Below are 20,369 nucleotides of genomic sequence, written 5' to 3' on the forward strand. Positions count from 1 at the left end.
GAGAGGATTACGCGGCAGCCCGATGGGAGTTCCCCCAAATGCGGATGACGGTCACAAACGTCGTCTAGGGGGTGTGGCCGATCGGCGCGCAGTCCTGAAGGGAGAAGCCATGACGCATCAAAGGTCCGGCGTGGCGCGGACGGTTCTCGGACTGGCGGCGGCGCTGGCCGTCGCGCTGGCGGGCGCCGGGCGAGCGGATGCAGCCGAGGGCGACCGCCGCCTGGTGCTGGTGACGCTCGACGGCCTGAGCTGGACCGATGTGTTCCGCGGCGCCGATCCCGAGCGGGCGGCCGACCCGGCCTTCGTGACCGAGCGCAAGGCCATCGCCGACCAGTTCCTGGCCCCGGCCGACCGGGCGCAGGCGCTGATGCCCTTCCTGCACGGCGTGATGGCGCGCCAGGGCGTGCTGATCGGCGACCGCGACCATGGCTCGTGCGTCGCCGTCGCCAACGACAAGTGGTTCTCCTACCCCGGCTACAACGAGATCCTCACCGGGCGGCCCGATCCGGCCATCACGTCGAACGAGCACGGGCCGAACGCCAACGTCACCTTCCTGGAGTGGCTGAACCGGCGGCCGGCGTTCAAGGGGCGGGTGGAGGCGGTGGCCTCGTGGGACGCCTTCAACGACATCCTCAACGCCAGGCGCAGCGGCCTGCCGGTCAACGCCGGCTGGGACGGCGGCGAGGCGCAGGCGCCCGACGACCCGATCGCCAAGCTGCAGGCCGACGCCCCGCGCATCTGGCTGAGCGCGCGGCTGGACGGCTTCACCCAGGCCTGGGCGATGGAGGCTCTGCATGAGCGCAAGCCCGAGGTGCTGTTCGTCGCCTTCGACGAGACCGACGACTTCGCCCACGACGGCCACTACGACCAGGTGCTGTGGGCGGCCCACCGCGCCGACGGCTTCCTGGCGCGCATCTGGGCGGCGCTGCAGACCGACCCCGCCTACGCCGGGCGCACCGACCTGATCGTCACCACCGACCACGGCCGCGGCACGGTGGGCAAGGCGGGGTGGCGCGGCCACGGCAAGCCGATCTACGTGGGCTCGGACGCCACCTGGATCGCCGCCATCGGCCCCGACGTGAAGCCGGGCGCCAGGCCCGCGGGCGACTGCGCCACCTCGGGCCAGATCGCCGCCACGGCGCTCACGGCGCTCGGCCTCGACTGGAAGGCGTTCGACCCGGCCGCCGCGCCGCCGCTGGATATACTGAAGGGGAAGTGAGGCTCGTCCTGCCCCCTAGGGGGAGATGGTCCGAAGGACCGGAGGGGGGGCGCTCAGAAGGCTCGGCCGGCGCGTTCTGAGCGGGACCCCCCTCAGTCGCTCTGCGACAGCTCCCCCAGAGGGGGAGCATCTGTGGGTCAGGCCGCCGCCTTCGCCGTGCGGTCCAGCAGGGCCTGGAACGCAGCGCGGGCGGTGCGTGCGGCGTCGGTGTCGCCCATCATCCGGCGCGCGTCCGAATGGCCGAAGATGAAGCTCTTCATCTGGAAATAGGCCGCCTGGGCTTCGGCCTTCGCCAGCGGCGGGTCGCGCAGGGCCTGGAACTCGGCCAGCACCGCGTCGCGGAAGGTCCCCAGGCGCGCGCGCAGCAGGTCGCGCACCGGGCCGGGCTGGTCGTCGAACTCGATCGAGAGCTGGTTCACCGGGCAGCCGCTGTCGGCCCACTCGTTCTCGCCCCAGCGCAGCCAGTTGTCGAAGATCGCCTCCAGGCGCGGCCGACCGGGCGGCAGCGCCTGGGCCGGCGTGCGCACGAAGTCGCGGAACCGGTCCAGCACCGCCTCGACGACAGCGATGTGCATGTCGTCCTTCGAGGTGAAATGCTTGAAGAGCCCGCTCTTCGACAGGCCCACATCCTCGGCCACGTCGTTCAGGCTGACGGCGGCCAGGCCCCGGATCGCGGCCTGGCGGGCGGCGGCCTCGATGATCCGCGCCCGCGTCGCGTCACCCTTGCGCAAAGACGGCCCTCCTCACGCTTGACGAAAGTGACCGATCGTGCTCTTTCGCTGAATTAGCGACCGGTCGTGCTCTTTCCTTATCGAAGGATCACGAAAATGCAAATTTCAAAGTGGCTGGGGGCGGGCGCCGCGATGGCGGTGTTCGTCTCGGGGGCGGCGTTGGCCCAAACCGCCGGCTATCGCGGCGAGGCCACCCTGGCGACGCCGGGCGCGGCCCCGCGCGAGGCGGTGATCGCCGGCGTCACCTGGCGGTGCGACGGCGACGAATGCGCCGGCTCGGCGGTCCGCAAGGGCAACCTCGACGGGCTGGTGCGCGAGTGCCGCAAGGTGGCGGCCGTTGTCGGCCCGATCTCCCGCTACAAATCCGGCCCCCGCGAGCTCAGCGACAGCCAGCTGCGCGCCTGCAACCGCGGCGCCCAGCGCATGCAGACCGCCGGCAACTGACCTCCCCTCGGTACGGCTCCGCGACTCGGCCGGCCAAGGGACAACTCGCGGGAGGGGCTGGAGGGCGCCTCCCGCGGTTCTTTCGCCCCTCACATTGCGCCCACGCCGCTCGACCGCTATCTCCCGCGCGACTTCCCACATCCCGGACAAGCGAGCGCGGACGCCCCCATGGCGCAGCAATACATTTTCCAGATGCAGGGCCTGACCAAGGCCTTCCCCGGCAGCCCCAAGAAGCTCTTCGAGAACATCTGGCTGTCGTTCTACCCCGACGCCAAGATCGGCGTGGTCGGCGTCAACGGCTCGGGCAAGTCCACCCTGCTGAAGATCATGGCCGGGCTCGACAAGGACTTCTCGGGCGAGGCCTTCGCCGCCGACGGCGTCAAGCGGGGCTACCTGGAGCAGGAGCCGCAGCTGGACGACCAGCTCGACGTGTGGGGCAACGTGATCTCCTGGTGCGAAGAGAAGAAGATCTTCGACCAGTACAACGAGGTCGCCAACAAGCTGGGCGAGGACTACTCCGACGAGCTGATGGAGCAGATGACCGCGCTGCAGGAGAAGCTGGACGCGGGCGACCTCTGGGACATCGACAGCCGCATCGAGATGGCGATGGACGCCCTGCGCTGCCCGCCCAACGACTGGCCGGTGGACAAGCTGTCGGGCGGCGAGAAGCGCCGCGTGGCGCTGGCGCGGCTGCTGCTGAGCAAGCCCGACATGCTGCTGCTGGACGAGCCCACCAACCACCTCGACGCCGAGAGCGTGGCCTGGCTGCAGCACCACCTGGAGGCCTTCCCCGGCTGCGTGATCCTGGTCACTCACGACCGCTACTTCCTGGACCAGGTGACCAAGTGGACGCTGGAGCTCGATCGCGGCAAGGGCCTGCCCTACGAGGGCAACTACTCGGCCTGGCTGGAGCAGAAGGCCAAGCGCATCGCCCAGGAGGAGCGTGAGGAAGCCGGCAAGAAGCGCATCTTCGAGCGCGAACTGGCCTGGGTGCACACCTCGCCCTCGGCGCGGCGCAGCAAGTCCAAGGCGCGCCTGGCCGCCTTCGAGGACCTGCAGAACGAGGCCGAGCGCCAGAAGCAGACCTTCGCCCAGATCCAGATCCCGCCGGGCCCGCGCCTGGGCAATGTGGTGATCGAGGCCGACGGCCTGGAGAAGGCCTACGGCGACAAGCTGCTGTTCAAGGACCTGGAGTTCAAGCTGCCGCCGGGCGGCATCGTGGGCGTGATCGGGCCGAACGGGGCGGGCAAGTCGACCCTGTTCAAGATCGTCACCGGCCAGGAGACGCCCGACGAGGGCTCGATCCGCCTGGGCGAGACGGTGAAGCTGGCCTACGTCGACCAGAGCCGCGACAGCCTCGACCCCAACAAGAACGTCTGGGAGGAGATCTCGGGCGGGCTGGACGTGATGAAGGTGGGCAGCCGCGAGATCCCCAGCCGCGCCTACGTCGGCAGCTTCAACTTCAAGGGCGGCGACCAGCAGAAGAAGGTGGGCCTGCTGTCGGGCGGCGAGCGCAACCGCGTGCACCTGGCCAAGACCCTGGCGTCGGGCGGCAACGTCATCCTGCTCGACGAACCAACCAACGACCTCGACGTGGAGACCCTGCAGGCGCTGGAAAGCGCGCTGGAGGACTTCCCCGGCTGCGCGGTGGTGATCAGCCACGACCGCTGGTTCCTGGACCGGCTGGCCACCCACATCCTGGCCTTCGAGGGCGACAGCCACGTGGAGTGGTTCGAGGGCAACTTCGAAGCCTACGAGGACGACAAGAAGCGCCGCCTGGGCGCCGACAGCCTCATCCCCCACCGCATCAAGTTCCAGAAGTTCACGCGGTAGGCGTGCGCGGTTGAGGCCGCGCAAGCTTCGCCTTAGGGTCGCCGAGGGGCGCTGACCGACCTCCGCCGCGCAGCGCGGCGGGTGATCTCAGAGTGCGCCCTGCGTGGGGGGCGTAGATGTCGACAATCGTGGGGACCGAAGCCGGCGAGGGCCTGCAGGGCGACGACTCCAATGACTCCTTGTCTGGGCTCGGCGGCGACGACACGCTGGCCGGCAATGCCGGGTCGGACACGATCGACGGTGGCGTGGGCGACGACAGTATCAGCGACAGCTTCGATGGCGGCACGTTTCTGGGCGGGGCCGGCGACGACTGGATCTTCGCCAACGGCTACAGACAATCCGGCCCATTGCCTCGGCTCCTCCTGGACGGGGGCGACGGGACCGATCACCTCAGGGTCACGGGCGACAGCGCGACCACCAGCTACGCCACCCTGCTGGGCGGTGCTGGGAACGATCAGATCACTGTTTCTCGCCTAGTCCAGTTCAGTATCGACGCGGGCTCCGGCGACGATCATGTCACAATTTACGGTGCAGCTGTGCACAGCTCGGTCACGCTTGGCCCTGGCGCGGACCGATTGTCGGCCCAGCTATCGATCTCGGCTGTACAGTCGCCCGCGAGCTTCATCACGGTCACCGACTTCCAGACGGGGAGCGACGGGGACCGCGTCGAGGTTCCGCTCACCGACAGACTGACCAACTGGGACGGCCAGACCAACCCCTTCTCGACCGGCCATTTCAGGCTCGTCCAAGAGGGCGCCGACACCATTCTTCAGATCGACCAGGATGGAAACGGTTCTGCCAGTTCGTTCCTGGACTTCATCCGGTTCTCAAATGCCGCCAGCACCAGCTTTATCGCCTACAATCTCTTCGACTTCGATCCGTCCGGCGCCTCTTCGCCGCCCAACAAGATTCTCGGCACGTCCGGCGCGGACCATCTCGTCGGCACGAACGGCCCGGATTCCATCGCCGGGTTCGACGACGGCGACGATCTGCTGGGCGGTCCCGGCGGCGACACGCTGGACGGGGGCGATGGCGGCGATGATATCCGCGGCGAGGCCGGCGATGACAGCCTGGTCGGCGGGGCGGGCGACGACGCCCTGTTCGGTGGTCTAGGGGTCGACGACGTCTCCGGCAATGACACGATCGACGCCGGTTCGGGGAATGATGAAGTCTATGGCGCCGATGGGGACGACGTCATCACCGCCACCGACGGAACCAACTATCTCCGCGGGGGATCGGGCGACGACTCCATCGTCGGCGGGACGGGGTTCGACGACATCAACGGCAACCAGGGCAACGACACCTGTGTCTCCGGCGGCGGGGACGACTGGGTGGTCGGCGGCAAGGACAACGACAGCCTCGTGGGTTCGGCCGGCCAGAACCTGGTCTACGGCAACCTCGGAAACGACACCTGCGACGGCGGCGACGGGGACGACATCGTCCGCGGCGGGCAGAACGACGACGTGATCTTCGGTGGGGCCGGCGACGACTTCGTCTCGGGCGACAAGGGCGACGACACCATCACCGGCGGGGCGGGCGCCGACCGGTTCCATACCTTCGGGGCGGCCGGGATCGACCGGGTGCTCGACTTCCACATCGCCGAAGGCGATCGGGTGCAGCTCGATCCGGGCACCGTCTACACGGTCTCCCAGGTGGGCGCGGACACGGTCATCGACATGACCGGCGGCGGCAAGATGATCCTGGTGGGCGTGCAGATGAGCACCCTCACCGGCGACTGGATCTTCGGGGCCTGACCGCGAGCCGGGGCGCGGCGGCGCGCGAGGCGGCCTGGCGGATGAGGCAACCGGGCGCCGCATTTTCGCGTACAATCCGCGGGACGCACACCAACGGGAGGCGACAGTGGCCGACCCGACCGCCGAAGAGCAGCTGCTGCTCGAATACATCAACGCCGCGCGGATCGACCCGCTGGGCGACGCGGCGCGCTACATCTCGAGCTACGCCGGAACCGCCACGTCGGCGGACGCCGCCATCAATTCGGCGCTGAAGTTCTTCGGCGTCTCGGGCCCGGCGCTGCTGGAGGCCTATTCGGCGCTGACCCCGGTGCGGCCGCTGGCCTGGAACGACGCGCTCTCCGACGCCGCCCAGGGCCACGACGCGGCGATGATCGCCGCCGACATGCAGACCCACCAGGCGCCGGGCGAGGCCGGCCTGGGCGCCCGGGTCGCCGCGGCGGGCTACAACTACACGCTGGCCGGCGAGAACGTCTTCGCCTTCGCCGAGTCGCCGCTCTACGCCCACGCCGGCTTCATGGTGGACTGGGGTTCCGGTCCCGGCGGGATGCAGTCGCCGGCCGGCCACCGCGACAACATCATGGACGGGACGTTCCGCGAGATCGGCGTCGCCATCGTCCACGAGACCAACCCCTCAACCGACGTCGGCCCGCAGGTGGTGACCGAAGACCTGGGCGCGCGCTCGCAGGCCGACGTCTTCATCCTGGGCGTGGCCTACGCCGACACCGACGGCGACGACTTCTATTCCATCGGCGAGGGGCGCAGCGGCCTGCACGTGGCCCTGGGCGGGGCGGGCGCCGACAATTTCGCCACCGGCGGCTACACGCTGGAGAGCAGCCTGACGGGCGTCCAGACCGTGACGCTGACCGGGGCGGGCCTCAGCGGGGCGGTCTCGGTGACGCTGAACCTGGCGTCGGGCGACAACGTCAAGCTGGACGTGGTGAACGGGACCGAGCTGAAGACCTCGGCCTCGGCCACGGTGTCGGGCGCGGTCAAGACGATCGAGGCGATCGGCGCCAGCGGCCTGTCGCTCAAGGCGATCGGGGCCGGGGGCTACACCATCCAGGGCGGAGCGGGGGCCGACACCGTCGGCGCCGAGGCGGGGACCAACTATCTCCGCGGGGGTTCTGGCGACGACTCGATCGTCGGCGGCTCGGGCTTCGACGACATCAACGGCAACCAGGGCAACGACACCTGTGTCTCCGGCGGCGGGGACGACTGGGTGGTCGGCGGCAAGGACAACGACAGCCTGACGGGTTCGGCCGGTCAGAACCTGGTCTATGGCAACCTCGGGAACGACACCTGTGACGGCGGCGACGGGGACGACATCGTTCGTGGCGGCCAGAACGACGACGTGATCTTCGGCGGGGCCGGCGACGACTTCGTCTCGGGCGACAAGGGAAACGACACGATCACCGGCGGGGCCGGCGCCGACCGCTTCCACACCTTCGGAGCCGCCGGGATCGACCGGGTGCTGGACTTCCACATCGCCGAGGGCGACCGGGTGCAGCTCGATCCTGGCACCGTCTATACGGTCTCCCAGGTGGGCGCGGACACGGTCATCGACATGACCGGCGGCGGCCAGATGATCCTGGTCGGCGTGCAGATGAGCACCCTCACCGGGGACTGGATCTTCGGAGCCTGACGGCCGGCCTCGACGCGTCCCGAGGACCGGATCGCCCGCGGTCAGGCCGGCATCTCCCGCACGCGCCTGAGCGCCGGGGCCATGAGGCCGTAGACCGGACCGATCAGCAGGCCGGCGATCGCCACCAGCAACGTCTCGCGCAGGCCCAGCACGCCGCCCAAAGCCCCGCCCGCCAGCGCGCCCGCGACCGCGCCGGCGCCCGGCGCCGCGCGGAAGACCGCTCCGACCCGGCCCAGCACCTCGTTGGGCAGCACCGCCTGGCGCAGGCTGGACGCCAGGATCAGCGGGACCACGCCGAAGGCGTCGCCCAGGATCTGCGAAACCACGAGGGCCGCCATGGCGCCGGCGCGGTCGTGCGGCGCGAACAGGATCAGCATGGTGCCCAGCGCCGAGAGAACGCCGGCGATCGAGATCGCGGGCCCCACGCCGAGCCACCGGGCCATGGTCTGGGCGAGCATCGAGCCCGCCAGGGCGCCCACGCCGCCCGCCGCGATGCCCAGGCCCATCAGCGCCGTGCCCAGCCCCATGTCGCGCAGGACGTAGGCGATGTAGAGCGCGCTGAAGAAGCCGCCGAACAGCCCGCCCGTCGTCGTCATGATCAGCAGCACGCGCACGCGGGGCTCGGCCCAGGCGGTGGCGGCGCCCGTGACGAGGCCGTTTCGCCAGCCGCGCCGACGGCTGGCGTCGGGCGTGGGCTCGGGCGTGCGGATGCGCCAGAGGAACAGGGCCGAGACCATGTAGGTCACCGCGTTGACCGCCACGGCGAACGGCGCCGTCAGCGCCTGGAAGAGCACGCCGGCCAGGGCCGGGCCGCCCATCTCGGCGACGGACTCGGTGGCCGAGATCTTGGCGTTGGCGTCCAGGGTCAGCGCCTTGCCCACGAGGCTGGGCAGGTAGGCGTGGTCGGCGATGGCGAACAGCACGCTGGCCGCGGCCACGACGGTGGCCACCACATAGACCTGGAGCATCGACAGCACGCCCAGCCAGGCGGCGATCGGAAGGCTCACGAGAACCACGCCGCGCAGCAGGTCGGCGCCGATCAGGATGCGGCGGCGCGGGGTGTGGTCGACGAAGTCGCCGGCGGTCAGGCCGACGAGGAGGCCGGCCGCGCTCGAAAGCGCCGCCAGCACGCCGAGCTCGCCGGGCTGTGCGGCCAGGCCCAGCACGGCCATGATCGGCAGGCCCTCGCGGGTGATGCGCGCGCCGAAGTCGGAAACGGCCTGGGCGGCCCAAAGGCGCAGGAAGTCACGCTCGCGCCAGAGCGGGGAGGAGAAGGGGGACATGCGATGCCGGGTGTTGCGGCGGCCATGCGGCCAGAGGCCCGCGCAGGCGCGCGGGGGCTTGCGGTGAGCCGAATTTGAAGGCCGCCGCGCGGGCCCACCGGGGGCGGTTAGTCGCCGAACGGTGATCTCAAGTCAAGCTTGGGCGAGGAAGGCGGCGATCTCGCGGTCGTTCCGCAGGTGGAAGAGGCGGGCGTGCGCGCCGTGTTCGGCCAGCGCCGCCTCGACCTCGGGCCTGACCCTACGGTCGAAGGTCCAGATGTAGCGGTAGAAGGCGAAGTCGATCTTTTCGCGACAGCCCTCCGCCATGTCGGGGCGGCCGCCGTCGCGATAGGTCACCGCCCGCCAGATCGCGCGGCACAGGCACAGCGTCCGGGGCTGGTCGATCCAGACGATGGTGTCGGACATGGGCATCCGAAGGTGGAAGGTCGAGGGGAACTGGCCGTCGCAGATCCAGGCCGGGGCCTGCAGCGCCGCCATCACCCGCGTCCGGTAGTCGTCGCGGTCGCTCTCGACCCAGCCCGGCTTCCAGAAGAGGACGTCGAGGTGGATGACGGGCAGGCCCAGCTTGTCGCCCAGGCGGCGCGCCAGGGTCGACTTGCCGCCGCCCGAGTTCCCGATGATCAGCACCCGGCGCATGACGCCCTCGCGGCCCTTCGGTACAATGCGATAGGCGAAGCCGCGCCGCGGGATCAACAGCTCACGGGCCTGGGATCGGTCTCCGAGCTGTGCGCGGCGCCCACGCCGGAGACTTGACGCGAACACATATAAAGATATCTTTATATGCGATGAAGCTCTCCGCCAAACAGGCTGTGGACGTGCTGCGCGCGGCGGGCGAGCCGACGCGCCTGCGCATCCTTGCGCTGCTGGAGCGCGAGGAGCTGGCGGTGCTGGAAATCTGCCGCGTGCTCGACCAGAGCCAGCCCCGGGTGTCGCGGCACCTGAAGCTGCTGGCCGAGGCGGGGCTGGTCGAGCGTTTTCCGGACGGCGCGTGGGTCTTCTACCGCCTGACCGGCGAGGGCCGCGCTCACGAGGTGATCGGCGAGGTGCTGGCCCGGCTCAATCCGGACGATCCCGTGCTGGCGCGCGACCGGCGCAAGATCGACGATGTGCAGGCCGAGCGCGCGGCGGCGGCCCAGGCCTATTTCGCCGACAACGCCGCCCAATGGGACCGCATCCGCTCGCTCTATGTGTCGGACACGTCCGTCGAGGCCGAGATCCTGCGCGCGACGGGCGGCGGCCACGTGCGGCGGCTGGTGGACCTGGGTTCGGGCACCGGCCGGATGCTGATGCTGCTCGCGCCCCACGCCGACCACGCGCTGGGCCTCGACCTGTCGCAGCAGATGCTGAACATCGCCCGCCGCAACACGGCCGAGGCCGGGCTCTCCAACGTGGAACTGCGCCACGGCGACATCTTCGACACGCGCCTGCCCGAGGGCGGCGCCGACCTGGTTGTCGTTCACCAGGTGCTGCACTACCTGAGCGATCCAGCGGCGGCGGTGCGCGAGGCGGCGCGGATCACGGCGCCGGGCGGCCGGCTGGTCATCGTCGACTTCGCGCCCCACCAGCACGAATTCCTGCGCGAGCAGCACCAGCACCGACGGTTAGGGTTTTCCGACGAAGAGATGAACCGCTGGCTGGCCGAGGCCGAGCTGCCGCAGGTGGCGCAGATGGACCTGCCGCCGACCCGGGCCGATGGCCTGACCGTGAAGATCTGGGCCGCCCGGCGCGCGCCCACGCAACTGAGGAGCGCCGCATGACGCCGCAACGCAGAAGCACCGACGGGCCGGGCGCGGCCCTCGGCCCCGTCGCGCGCGCCGGCATCGGCGGCCGCCCGCGCCCCAGCGTGTCGTTCGAGTTCTCGCCGCCAAAGGGGCCGAAGTCCGAGGAGAGCCTGTGGGAGGCGATCCGGCGGCTGGAGCCGCTGAACCCGACGTTCGTCTCGGTCACCTACGGGGCCGGCGGCTCGACCCGCGAGCGCACGCATCGCACCGTGGTGCGGATGCTGAAGGAAACGACGCTGAAGCCCGCCGCGCACCTGACCTGCGTCGAGGCCAGCCGCGCCGAGGTGGACGAGGTGGTGCGCGACTACTGGGCGGCGGGCATCCGCCACATCGTGGCGTTGCGCGGCGATCCGCCGGGCTCGCTGGGCGGCGTCTACGTGCCACCCGCCGACGGCTACGCCAACGCCACCGAGCTGACCGCCGGCATCAAGGCGATCGCCCCGTTCGACATCAGCGTGGGTCTTTATCCCCAGATCCATCCCGAAAGCCCGTCGGTGGACCATGACATCGAGGTGCTGAAGGCGAAGATCGACGCCGGGGCGACCCGTGCGATCACCAACTTCTTCTTCGACATCGAGGGCTACCTGCGCTTCATCGAGCGCATCCGGAAGGCCGGCGTGACCATCCCGATCCTGCCGGGGATCATGCCGGTGTCGAGCTATGCCGGCCTGGCCAACATGTCCCAGCGGATCGGCGTCACCCTGCCGGGCTGGCTCGCCAATCTGTTCGACGGTCTCGACGAGGACCCGGAGACCCGCAAGCTGGTCGCCGCCTCCGTCGCCGCGGAGATGTGCGCCCGGCTGCAGGAGGAAGGCTTCTCCGACTTCCACTTCTACACCCTGAACCGCGCCGATCTGGTGTACGCGATCTGCCGCGTGCTGGGCGTGCGCGAGACGCCGACCGAACCCAAGGAAGCCGCGGCATGAACCGGCCAAGCTCGAGACAGGAACGCATCGCGGCGCTGAAGGCCGCGGCCAGGGAGCGCGTGCTGATCCTGGACGGCTCGTGGGGCGTGATGATCCAGAAGCGCGGCCTGGACGAGGCGGACTATCGCGGCGACCGGTTCGGCGACGCGCCCGGCCAGCTCAAGGGCGACAACGACCTGCTGTGCATCACCCGGCCCGACATCGTGGCCGACCTGCACGACCAGTACTACGCCGCCGGCGCCGACATCTCGGAGACCAACACCTTCTCGGCCACCTCGATCGGCCAGGCCGAGTACGGGCTGCAGGCCGCCGTGCGCGACATCAACCTGGATGGCGCGCGCATCGCCCGCGAGGTCGCCGACCGCTGGACGGCGAAGGAGCCGGGCAAGCCGCGGTTCGTGGCCGGCTCGATCGGCCCGCTGCCGGTGATGCTGTCGATGAGCTCGGACGTGAACGATCCGGGCGCGCGCAAGGTGACGTTCGATCAGGTCTACGAGGCCTATTCCGAACAGGTCCGCGCGCTGCACGAGGGCGGGGTCGACCTGTTCCTCGTGGAGACGATCACCGACACGCTGAACTGCAAGGCTGCGATCAAGGCGATCCTCGACCTTGAGGACGAGGGCTACGAGCCGTTGCCGATCTGGATCTCCGGCACCATCACCGACCGCTCGGGGCGCACGCTGTCGGGGCAGACGGTGGAGGCGTTCTGGAACTCGGTGCGCCACGCCAAGCCGTTCGCGGTGGGCCTCAACTGCGCCCTGGGCGCCGAGCTGATGCGCCCGCACATCGCCGAGCTGGCCCGGGTCGCCGACACCCTGGTCTCGGCCTATCCGAACGCCGGCCTGCCCAACGCCATGGGCGAGTACGACGAGACGCCGGACCAGACGGGCCACCAACTCCATGAATGGGCCGAGCATGGCCTGGTCAACATCCTGGGCGGCTGCTGCGGCACCACGCCGGACCACATCCGCCACGTGGCCGAGGCGGTGAAGGGCCTGAAGCCGCGGCCGATCCCCGAACGGCCCACCGCCATGCGGCTGGCCGGCCTGGAACCGTTCGAGCTCGCCTGATGAAAGCGCCAGACTGGTACGACGCCTGGTGCGAGGAGGCGTTCGCCGACTTCTCCGCCAAGCAGAACCGGAACGCCGAAGCGTTCCGCCTCGAGTCGTGGCTCCGCTACGACTATGACACCCAGGCCCGCACCCTGACCTTCTCCGACGAGCAGGGGCCGCGTGTCGTGGCCGACATCCAGGTGGTGGGCCGAACCGGCGCGGTCGGATGGCTCTGGGGGTGGGGCGACCCCGCCTGGCCGCCGGCGAGCGTCGAGGCCATGGGCCGGGTCCGCGACTTCGGCGCCGAGAACGGAGTGGAAGAGCTGACCACCGACTTCCTGAAGAGCGACGACCTCGAAGGGGCGGGCTGGATGCTCACCGCCATCGCCGCCCGCATTCTGGAGGCCGAAGGCGGCTACCGCGCCCAGAGCGCGAACGGCGCCGTCTATTTCCTGCTGCAGTCGATCAAGTTCGTGAGCTGATGCGCCCCACATTCATCAACGTCGGCGAGCGGACAAACGTCACCGGCTCTGCGAAATTCCGCAAGCTGATCGCCGAGGGGAACTATCCCGAAGCCCTGAGCGTCGCGCGCCAGCAGGTCGAGGCCGGGGCGGCGGTGATCGACGTGAACATGGACGAGGGGCTGCTCGACTCCGTCGCGGCGATGCGAACGTTTCTCAATCTCGTCGCCGCCGAGCCCGACATCGCCCGCGTGCCGGTGATGATCGACTCATCCAAGTGGGAGGTGATCGAGGCGGGGCTGAAGTGCGTCCAGGGCAAGGCGATCGTCAATTCGATCAGCCTGAAGGAGGGCGAGGCCAAGTTCCTCGAGCAGGCGCGCGCGTGCCTGCGCTATGGCGCGGCCGTCGTGGTCATGGCCTTCGACGAGGTGGGCCAGGCCGACACCGCCGCCCGCAAGGTCGAGATCTGCCAGCGGGCCTACGCGATCCTCACCGAACAGGTGGGCTTCCCGCCCGAGGACATCATCTTCGACCCCAACATCTTCGCCGTCGCCACCGGCATCGACGAGCACGACAACTACGCCGTCGACTTCATCGAGGCGACGCGCGCCATCAAGGCGGCCTGCCCGCACGCCCGCGTCTCGGGCGGGGTCTCCAACGTCAGCTTCTCGTTCCGCGGCAACGAGCCGGTGCGCCGGGCGATCCACTCGGTATTCCTGTACCACGCGATCGCGGCCGGCATGGACATGGGCATCGTCAACGCCGGCGACCTGCCGGTCTACGACGACATCGACGCCGAGCTGCGCGAGGCGGTCGAGGACGTGATCCTGAACCGCCCACAGCGAACCAACGTCTCCAACACCGAGCGCCTCGTCGACCTGGCGCCCAAGTACAAGGGCCAGAAGGGCGAGGCCAAGGTGCAGAACCTGGCCTGGCGCGACGCCCCCGTGGCCGCCCGCCTCAGCCACGCCCTGGTCCACGGGATCACCGAGTTCATCGAGGCCGACACCGAGGAGGCGCGCAGCCTCGCCGAGCGCCCGCTGCACGTCATCGAAGGCCCGCTGATGGACGGGATGAACGTGGTCGGCGACCTGTTCGGCGCGGGCAAGATGTTCCTGCCCCAGGTGGTCAAGTCGGCCCGGGTGATGAAGCAGGCCGTGGCCTACCTGATGCCGTTCATGGAGGCCGAGAAGGAAGGCAAGCCGCGCGAGCAGGCCGGCCGCATCCTGATGGCCACCGTCAAGGGCGACGTCCACGACATCGGCAAGAACATCGTGGGCGTGGTCCTGCAGTGCAACAACTACGAGGTCATCGACCTGGGCGTCATGGTCCCGGCCGACCGCATCCTCGACGAGGCCGAGAAGCACCAGGTCGACATCGTGGGCCTGTCGGGCCTGATCACCCCCAGCCTGGACGAGATGGTCTATGTGGCCTCCGAGATGGAGCGCCGCGGCATGACCATGCCGCTGCTGATCGGCGGGGCCACCACGTCGAAGACCCACACGGCGGTGAAGATCTCGCCGCGCTATCCGGCCGGCTCGACCACCTATGTGCTGGACGCCAGCCGCGCGGTGGGCGTGGTCTCGCAACTGCTGTCGCCCACCGAGAAGCCCAAGTTCCTGGCGGCCACGGCCGCCGACTACGAGAAGGTGCGCGAGCAGTTCGCCCGCGGGCAGGGCAATCGCGCGCGGGCCACCCTGGCCGAGGCGCGCGACAACGCCTTCACCCCCGACTGGACGGCCTATGATCCGCCCAGGCCCAGCTTCACGGGCGTGCGGACGTTCGCGCCCTACGACCTGCCCGAGCTTGCCCGCCACATCGACTGGACGCCCTTCTTCGCCAGCTGGGAGCTGGTGGGCCGCTATCCGCAGATCCTGGAGGACGACGTGGTCGGCAAGGCCGCGACCGACCTCTTCCACGACGCCCAGCGGATGCTGGACCGCATCCTCCAGGAGGGGCTTCTCGAAGCCAGGGGAGTGGTCGGGTTCTGGCCGGCCAACGCCGACGGCGACGACGTGGTGGTCTATGCCGACGAGGACCGGACCACCGAGCTGGCCCGGCTGCACACCCTGCGCCAGCAGATACTGAAGACCGGCGCCGACAAGTCCAACGTCGCGCTCGCCGACTTCGTCGCGCCCGTGGGGACCAAGCCCGACTGGATCGGCGGCTTCGCGGTGACCGCCGGCCACGGCGAACTGGCCCAGGCCAAGGCGTTCAAGGACGCCGGCGACGACTATTCGGCGATCCTGTTCACGGCGCTGGCCGACCGGCTGGCCGAGGCCTTCGCCGAAGCGCTCCACCGCAAGGTGCGCACCGAGCTGTGGGGCTATGCCGAGGGCGAGCCGTTCGACTTGGGCGCCCTGATCGCCGAGGACTATCGCGGCATCCGTCCCGCGCCCGGCTATCCGGCCCAGCCCGACCACACCGAGAAGGCCACCCTGTTCCGCCTGCTCTCGGCGACCGACAACGCCGGGATCGAGCTGACCGAGAGCTTCGCCATGACCCCGCCGGCGGCGGTGAGCGGATTGTATTTCTCGCACCCGGAAAGCCACTACTTCGGCGTCGGCCGCATCGAGAAGGACCAGGTGGCGGACTACGCCCGCCGCAAGGGCTGGACGGTGGCGGAGGCCGAGCGGTGGCTGGCGCCGATCCTCAACTACGAGCCGGCGTAGTTCCCGTCATGGCCCGGCTCGGGAGGCCTGCCCTCGGGCGGGCCGCGCAGCGGCGCGTCCCGGGGGGCCACCCGGACACGCCGGCGATCGTGAGTGGCCGGGGCCGCGCCGCCGCCGGCCCGTGGGGAACCACGAAAGACGCGAAAGGGGCGTGAGGGCGCTGGCGTCGGCGCGAGCGGAGGCGCCGTCTTTTGAACCACGGATTTCACGGAAGGGCGCGGAGGGCGGGTGGGCGCCTACGCCGCCTCGAAGGCCTGGACGAGGAAGTCGACGGTCGGCTGATCCCGCAGTTTGCAGACGATGTTCTGGTTTGCGAACGCGCCCTTGAACCACTTGGCCTGATTGGGCTCGACGGTCTTCACCCAATCGACCCCGACCACGTACTCGGCCATGGTCGGATCGTCGGCATTCAGCTTGATGTTCGGCTGCTCGAGGGGTTGCTCGAAGAGCGGCCCCTCTGGCGTGACAAACTCGGAGGCGATCGTCTTCGGCGTGGTGACGACCCCGTAGCCGATAAAGCCTGAGCCCTTGTGATAGGCGAAGATCTTGTCGCCGGCGCTGAGCTGGTCGAGCCGCTTGGTGTAGAAGTCGCCGCCGCACGCGCCGACGAAGCCGTAGCGCCGCATGTCTTCCCACGACCGATCGTCGCCAAGACCTGCATTGACGAAATAGTAGCCTGACCAGGGAGCGCGGACTTTGCGTTCGGAACGCTCCTCAACCTCGGCCTGATCGAGGAGGAAATCCGTGGTCAGCCATTCCTGTCCGTCGGCTTCGAAGACGTTGAAGAACGCCGTGTTGATGCCGACGCCATGCTCTTCCGAGAGGTATTCGACAATCCGCCGGGAAGCCGGGTCGAGCTCGCTGGCGACGATCAGCATGGAATGGGCGCTGTTCAGGCGCTCCGGAATCCGTTCGCCGAAGTGCTCCTCGAAGCGCGTGGCGAGGCGTCTCTGGGCGTAACGCTCGGCGATCTCGTAGATGTTCGGCGTCGTGAGCGCCCTCACCCAAGACGCGTAGTCGAGCACCTGGGCCACGATCTCGCGTGGCGTCCGGTCTTTCTTCAACTCGATTATGACGACGCCGCCCAAGCGATCGAGCGCAAGCAGGTCGATGTAGCCTCCGTGCCCGGTGTGGACCTGGCGGCCGATGACAATGGCGTCGAGACCGAGCAGCGCGGGATTCTCCGCGACCCATTCCTCGATCAGGCTCTCGCGCGACAGGGCCTTGGGTTGCGCCCGCACCAGGCGGCCCTGCTGGACCTTGAACAGATTGCTCACGCACTCCCCCTCGAACAGCGAAGTTACCTAAGCGCGAGCTTCGAAGCGGAGCAATCCCGCGTTGGTCTCCGAACTGCGCGCGTCGCGCGCGTTAGGATCTACCGGCCATTCGCGGCGCGCTCCTGATTCAAGGCGAACAGCCGCTCTAGGATTTCGTCGTCCGACAGGTCGGCTGGCCAGCCGTAGGCGGCGGCCACGGCGGCGTCGAGCGCCTCGTGCGCCAGGGCCAGCCAGTGCGGCCGTTCGTTGTAGAGGTTGGTCAGGGTGCGGGCTTTCAACAGCTTCGCCGCCGCCTCGTCCTTGGGCAGGATGCGGTCGGGATAGCCGGGCACAACCTCAGGGACGCGCACCGTCAAGTCCGGCGGGTTCAGCCACGCCTCGCGCAGGTCGTTCAGCTTGCGCGCCGCCTCGGCGATGGCTGGCGCGCGCGGGTCGGCGGCGTAGTTCGCTGCGGGGATGTTGGGCGTGAGTCCGTCGGGGAAGGGGAAGGTCGCGAGGCAGCTTTCAGCATTGTAGGTCGGATCATTGCCGATCCCGTGCCATGAGCAGGTCGCTAGGGACCAGACTTCGTGTAGTCGCGAACTTAAAATTCCAAAGACAATGTCGTCGTCTCGGGCAATGGCGACAAGTCGACTATCCGGGACAACGGCTCCGGGCAACCATACGAAGAAGCGGTGTTTTGCGACCCGGGGTGTAGCGATGAAGCGCTTGAGCCCATTCAGTGAACGCCACATCCCAGGCCGCGCCTCAGCGTGAATCCACCACCGAAGCCGATGATTGTCACGGCGCAGGCCCTCCCTTTGCGGAAGGACGTGTTCCTTCACATGAGCGAACGGCGCCTCGTAGAGCGCCGCCTGCTCCAAGGGGCAGTCAATTGGGAAGAAGATGATCCAACGGTCGTCCCATCGTCCGGTCAGATGAGAGCCATTGCGCCATTGCCGCAACACATCGCTATTCGGTCGCCCGTTCGGATTCAGTGGCAGGCCTAGCCATGTTCTCGCAGTTTCACCTTCAACATCAAACGAACCGCCCTTCTGAGTGCCTATGAAGCCGACTCCGGTGTTCTCGCCAAGGGCAGCCGACTTCGTCACGTCGACAGTCGTACTTGTGAGATTTGAGTTGATGTGCTCCACCGGCTGACCGTTCAATCGTCTTTCGATAAAATTGGCTCCGAAACCAATCATCGAGACCCGGACGTCGGCCCCCTCAACTGCCCAAGGTTCATCTGCCCAGGCCTCCTCCAGCGCCTTGGCATCACAAATCGGGTCCAAGACACGGCGGCTCGCGCCGTCGCGGATCGAGTTCGTCGTCACCAGCCCGACGCGCGTTGTCTGTCCGGCTTGTGCCTGCCGCCACCCCTTCTCGACCCAGTAGGCTACGAGGTCGGCCTCGGCCGGCACGCGCCCGTGATAGGCCGCGAACAGCCGCTCCACGGCCTCGTCCCCCAGGTTCTCGCGCATACGCTTCCCGCCAAGGAACGGCGGATTGCCGATGATCACATCGACTGCCGGCCACTCGGCCTCCGTCCCGTCCGGGTTCAGCAAGGCGTCGCGGTTCTCGATCTGGTCGAGATTTGACAGCACCGGGTCGGGCGGCGGCGTGGCGGCCTTCTTCAGCACCCATTGCAGATAGCCGATCCACAAGGTCAGCCGCGCCAGTTCGGCGGCGTAGCGTTCGACCTCGATGCCCCGCACCGCCTCCAGCCCGACGCGCGGCAGGAAGCCGGTCACGCCCAGGCGCTCGGCGTCGACGATGGCCCGCTGTTCGAGGTCCATCAGTTCGTGCAGGGCCACATAGAGGAAGTTGCCCGAGCCGCAGGCCGGGTCGAGGACGCGGAAGGCGGCCAGACGCTCCAGCCAGGCCTCGACGGCGTCGCGCGCCTCCCGCCGCGCCGTTGTGCGCCGCCGGTCGATGGCGGCGATCTGCTTGCGGCGCTTCGCCTCCGCCTCCTGCGCCGCTCGCGGATCGGCGCGCATCTGATCGCCAGCCGCCTCCAGCAAGGCCTTGCGTTCGGCCTCTGCCGCTTCGGCCTTGCCGATCGCCGCCCGGGTCGTCTCCAGCACGGCGGCCCACTCCGCCTCCAGCGGTCGCACGATCACCGGCTCAACGATTTTCAGGATCTTCTCGCGGTCGGTATAGTGGGCGCCCAGCGCCTTGCGCTCGCGCCGAGCGCTCAACGCCTGTTCGAACAGAGTGCCGAACACCGACGGGTCCATCTGGGACCAGTCGTGCTCGTCGGCTGTGCGGGCGATCAGCTCCAGGTCGATGCGCTCCAGCGGCAGCACATCGGACCCATCGAACAAGCCGCCGTTGAACCACCGGATGAATTCGGCGCCGAAGAAGGTGTCGCCCTGCGCCGCCATCTTGGCGAACAGCTCGGAAAGCTGCGCGCGCGCCGCCTTGGGTCGCGACTGGGTGGCCTTCATCAGCCGCGTGAACAGCCGATCCTTCAGGAGGTCGGCGTCCTCCGCGAACATGCAGAAGACGAGCTGGTTGAGGAAGTGGGCCACCGCCCGCGGCTCGTGCCCGCGGTCCTGCAGGCGGCGAGACAGTTCACCGAAGCGTTCAGCCGCCTTGGCCGTCAGTTCCTGGGGCGTGAGGCGGGGCTTGAGTTCGTCCGATCCGTCGAACACCGCGCGCAGGATGTGGCGCTTCGCGGGGTCGAGCAGGTCATTGAGCCCCAACTCGTAGGTGCGCGCGACGGTATTCGTCCAGTTGGTGTGGACGACGATCCGCTCCATGTCGGACACCACCAGATAGGGCGGGTTCTCCAAGTCGCGCGAGTAGGAGGTGACTTGGCGCAGCGCTGCGTTCAGGTCCTTGTGCCGGCCTTTGTACTCCCAGGCGAAACAGCCCTTGCGCCAGACGTCGGCCCAGCCCTCGCCGCCGCCGACCTTCTCGGCGCCGCGTTCGAAGCAATAGCGCTCGCCGCGTGGGTCTTCCTCGGCTGGGGTCGGCACACCGAGCACGTGGCAAAGGTCGATGAAATGCTCCTGCGAGCCCTGCCGTTCACGCAGCTCGCTATCGCGCCACTTTGCGATGAAGTCCGCTGCGTCCATCTCGCCCCGACTCTTTGGGCCAGCTTAGCGGAGACCGGCGGCCAAGCCATCGCCGAGGTGGCCGGTTGTGACGAGCGCCGCGCCTGAGGCCTGCCCTCTCCACCATCGGCTCTTCGGCCTGCGGCCTCGGCCGATGGTCCCCCTCTCCCGCTCGCGCGGGAGAGGAAGGGGCTCTTCGGCCTGCCGCAGGCTACTCCCGCCGCAGCGGGCCAAGTGACCGCTCCCGGCGTATTGC

General features: G+C 69.0%; 15 protein-coding genes. 10 read left to right on the plus strand and 5 right to left on the minus strand.

From position 1 onward, the window contains the following. Positions 1-109: 109 nt before the first annotated feature. A complete protein-coding gene (locus GC203_RS01110; RefSeq protein ID WP_293450456.1) occupies positions 110-1,219 on the plus strand; it encodes an alkaline phosphatase family protein in 1,110 nt (369 codons plus the stop codon). Between the two features lie 137 nt (positions 1,220-1,356). Here the strand turns inward: GC203_RS01110 and GC203_RS01115 are convergent, their stop codons facing one another. After that, positions 1,357-1,950: a TetR/AcrR family transcriptional regulator gene (locus tag GC203_RS01115; RefSeq protein ID WP_293450458.1), complete on the minus strand. Its 594-nt coding sequence runs from the start codon at positions 1,948-1,950 to the stop codon at positions 1,357-1,359. A 96-nt stretch (positions 1,951-2,046) separates the two neighbouring features. Between GC203_RS01115 and GC203_RS01120 the strand changes: the two genes are divergently transcribed. From GC203_RS01120 to GC203_RS01135, 4 genes are all read left to right on the plus strand, one after another. Then, on the plus strand, positions 2,047-2,394 hold the full coding sequence (locus GC203_RS01120) for a hypothetical protein (protein WP_293450460.1): 348 nt from the start codon (positions 2,047-2,049) through the stop codon (positions 2,392-2,394). 168 nt (positions 2,395-2,562) lie between these two features. Next, positions 2,563-4,227, plus strand: coding sequence for an energy-dependent translational throttle protein EttA (gene ettA, locus GC203_RS01125; RefSeq protein ID WP_293450462.1), 1,665 nt, complete (start codon positions 2,563-2,565; stop codon positions 4,225-4,227). A gap of 116 nt (positions 4,228-4,343) precedes the next feature. After that, positions 4,344-5,981 carry a calcium-binding protein gene (locus GC203_RS01130; RefSeq protein WP_293450464.1) on the plus strand — a complete coding sequence of 546 codons (1,638 nt, stop codon included), beginning with the start codon at positions 4,344-4,346 and terminating at the stop codon, positions 5,979-5,981. A 106-nt stretch (positions 5,982-6,087) separates the two neighbouring features. Continuing rightward, the gene (locus tag GC203_RS01135; protein WP_293450466.1) at positions 6,088-7,623 is read left to right on the plus strand and encodes a CAP domain-containing protein; all 1,536 of its coding nucleotides are present in this window, start codon (positions 6,088-6,090) and stop codon (positions 7,621-7,623) included. A 41-nt stretch (positions 7,624-7,664) separates the two neighbouring features. Here the strand turns inward: GC203_RS01135 and GC203_RS01140 are convergent, their stop codons facing one another. Then, positions 7,665-8,906 carry an MFS transporter gene (locus GC203_RS01140; RefSeq protein WP_293450468.1) on the minus strand — a complete coding sequence of 414 codons (1,242 nt, stop codon included), beginning with the start codon at positions 8,904-8,906 and terminating at the stop codon, positions 7,665-7,667. 132 nt (positions 8,907-9,038) lie between these two features. Continuing rightward, the gene (locus GC203_RS01145) at positions 9,039-9,599 is read right to left on the minus strand and encodes a hypothetical protein (RefSeq protein WP_293450470.1); all 561 of its coding nucleotides are present in this window, start codon (positions 9,597-9,599) and stop codon (positions 9,039-9,041) included. Between the two features lie 92 nt (positions 9,600-9,691). Between GC203_RS01145 and GC203_RS01150 the strand changes: the two genes are divergently transcribed. The 5 genes from GC203_RS01150 to metH are packed head-to-tail and all read left to right on the plus strand — an operon-like array spanning position 9,692 to position 15,798. Next, on the plus strand, positions 9,692-10,663 hold the full coding sequence (locus tag GC203_RS01150; protein ID WP_293450472.1) for a metalloregulator ArsR/SmtB family transcription factor: 972 nt from the start codon (positions 9,692-9,694) through the stop codon (positions 10,661-10,663). Next, positions 10,660-11,613, plus strand: coding sequence for a methylenetetrahydrofolate reductase [NAD(P)H] (gene metF, locus GC203_RS01155; protein ID WP_293450474.1), 954 nt, complete (start codon positions 10,660-10,662; stop codon positions 11,611-11,613). Before GC203_RS01150 ends, metF begins: the two co-directional genes overlap by 4 nt. Further along, positions 11,610-12,683 (plus strand): homocysteine S-methyltransferase family protein, encoded by a 1,074-nt coding sequence (locus GC203_RS01160; protein ID WP_293450476.1) that lies wholly within the window; start codon positions 11,610-11,612, stop codon positions 12,681-12,683. Before metF ends, GC203_RS01160 begins: the two co-directional genes overlap by 4 nt. Then, entirely contained in the window at positions 12,683-13,147 is a 465-nt protein-coding gene (locus tag GC203_RS01165) for a DUF6882 domain-containing protein (RefSeq protein ID WP_293450478.1), read from the plus strand. Before GC203_RS01160 ends, GC203_RS01165 begins: the two co-directional genes overlap by 1 nt. Continuing rightward, positions 13,147-15,798 (plus strand): methionine synthase, encoded by a 2,652-nt coding sequence (metH, locus tag GC203_RS01170; RefSeq protein WP_293450480.1) that lies wholly within the window; start codon positions 13,147-13,149, stop codon positions 15,796-15,798. Before GC203_RS01165 ends, metH begins: the two co-directional genes overlap by 1 nt. 236 nt (positions 15,799-16,034) lie before the next feature. Here the strand turns inward: metH and GC203_RS01175 are convergent, their stop codons facing one another. Both GC203_RS01175 and GC203_RS01180 read right to left on the minus strand, forming a co-directional pair. After that, on the minus strand, positions 16,035-17,075 hold the full coding sequence (locus tag GC203_RS01175) for an endonuclease NucS domain-containing protein (RefSeq protein WP_293450482.1): 1,041 nt from the start codon (positions 17,073-17,075) through the stop codon (positions 16,035-16,037). A 98-nt stretch (positions 17,076-17,173) separates the two neighbouring features. Continuing rightward, positions 17,174-20,134 (minus strand): class I SAM-dependent DNA methyltransferase, encoded by a 2,961-nt coding sequence (locus GC203_RS01180; RefSeq protein ID WP_293450484.1) that lies wholly within the window; start codon positions 20,132-20,134, stop codon positions 17,174-17,176. Positions 20,135-20,369: the final 235 nt, after the last annotated feature.

The sequence above is a fragment of the Phenylobacterium sp. genome, from assembly GCF_016124325.1.
Lineage (GTDB): Bacteria > Pseudomonadota > Alphaproteobacteria > Caulobacterales > Caulobacteraceae > Phenylobacterium.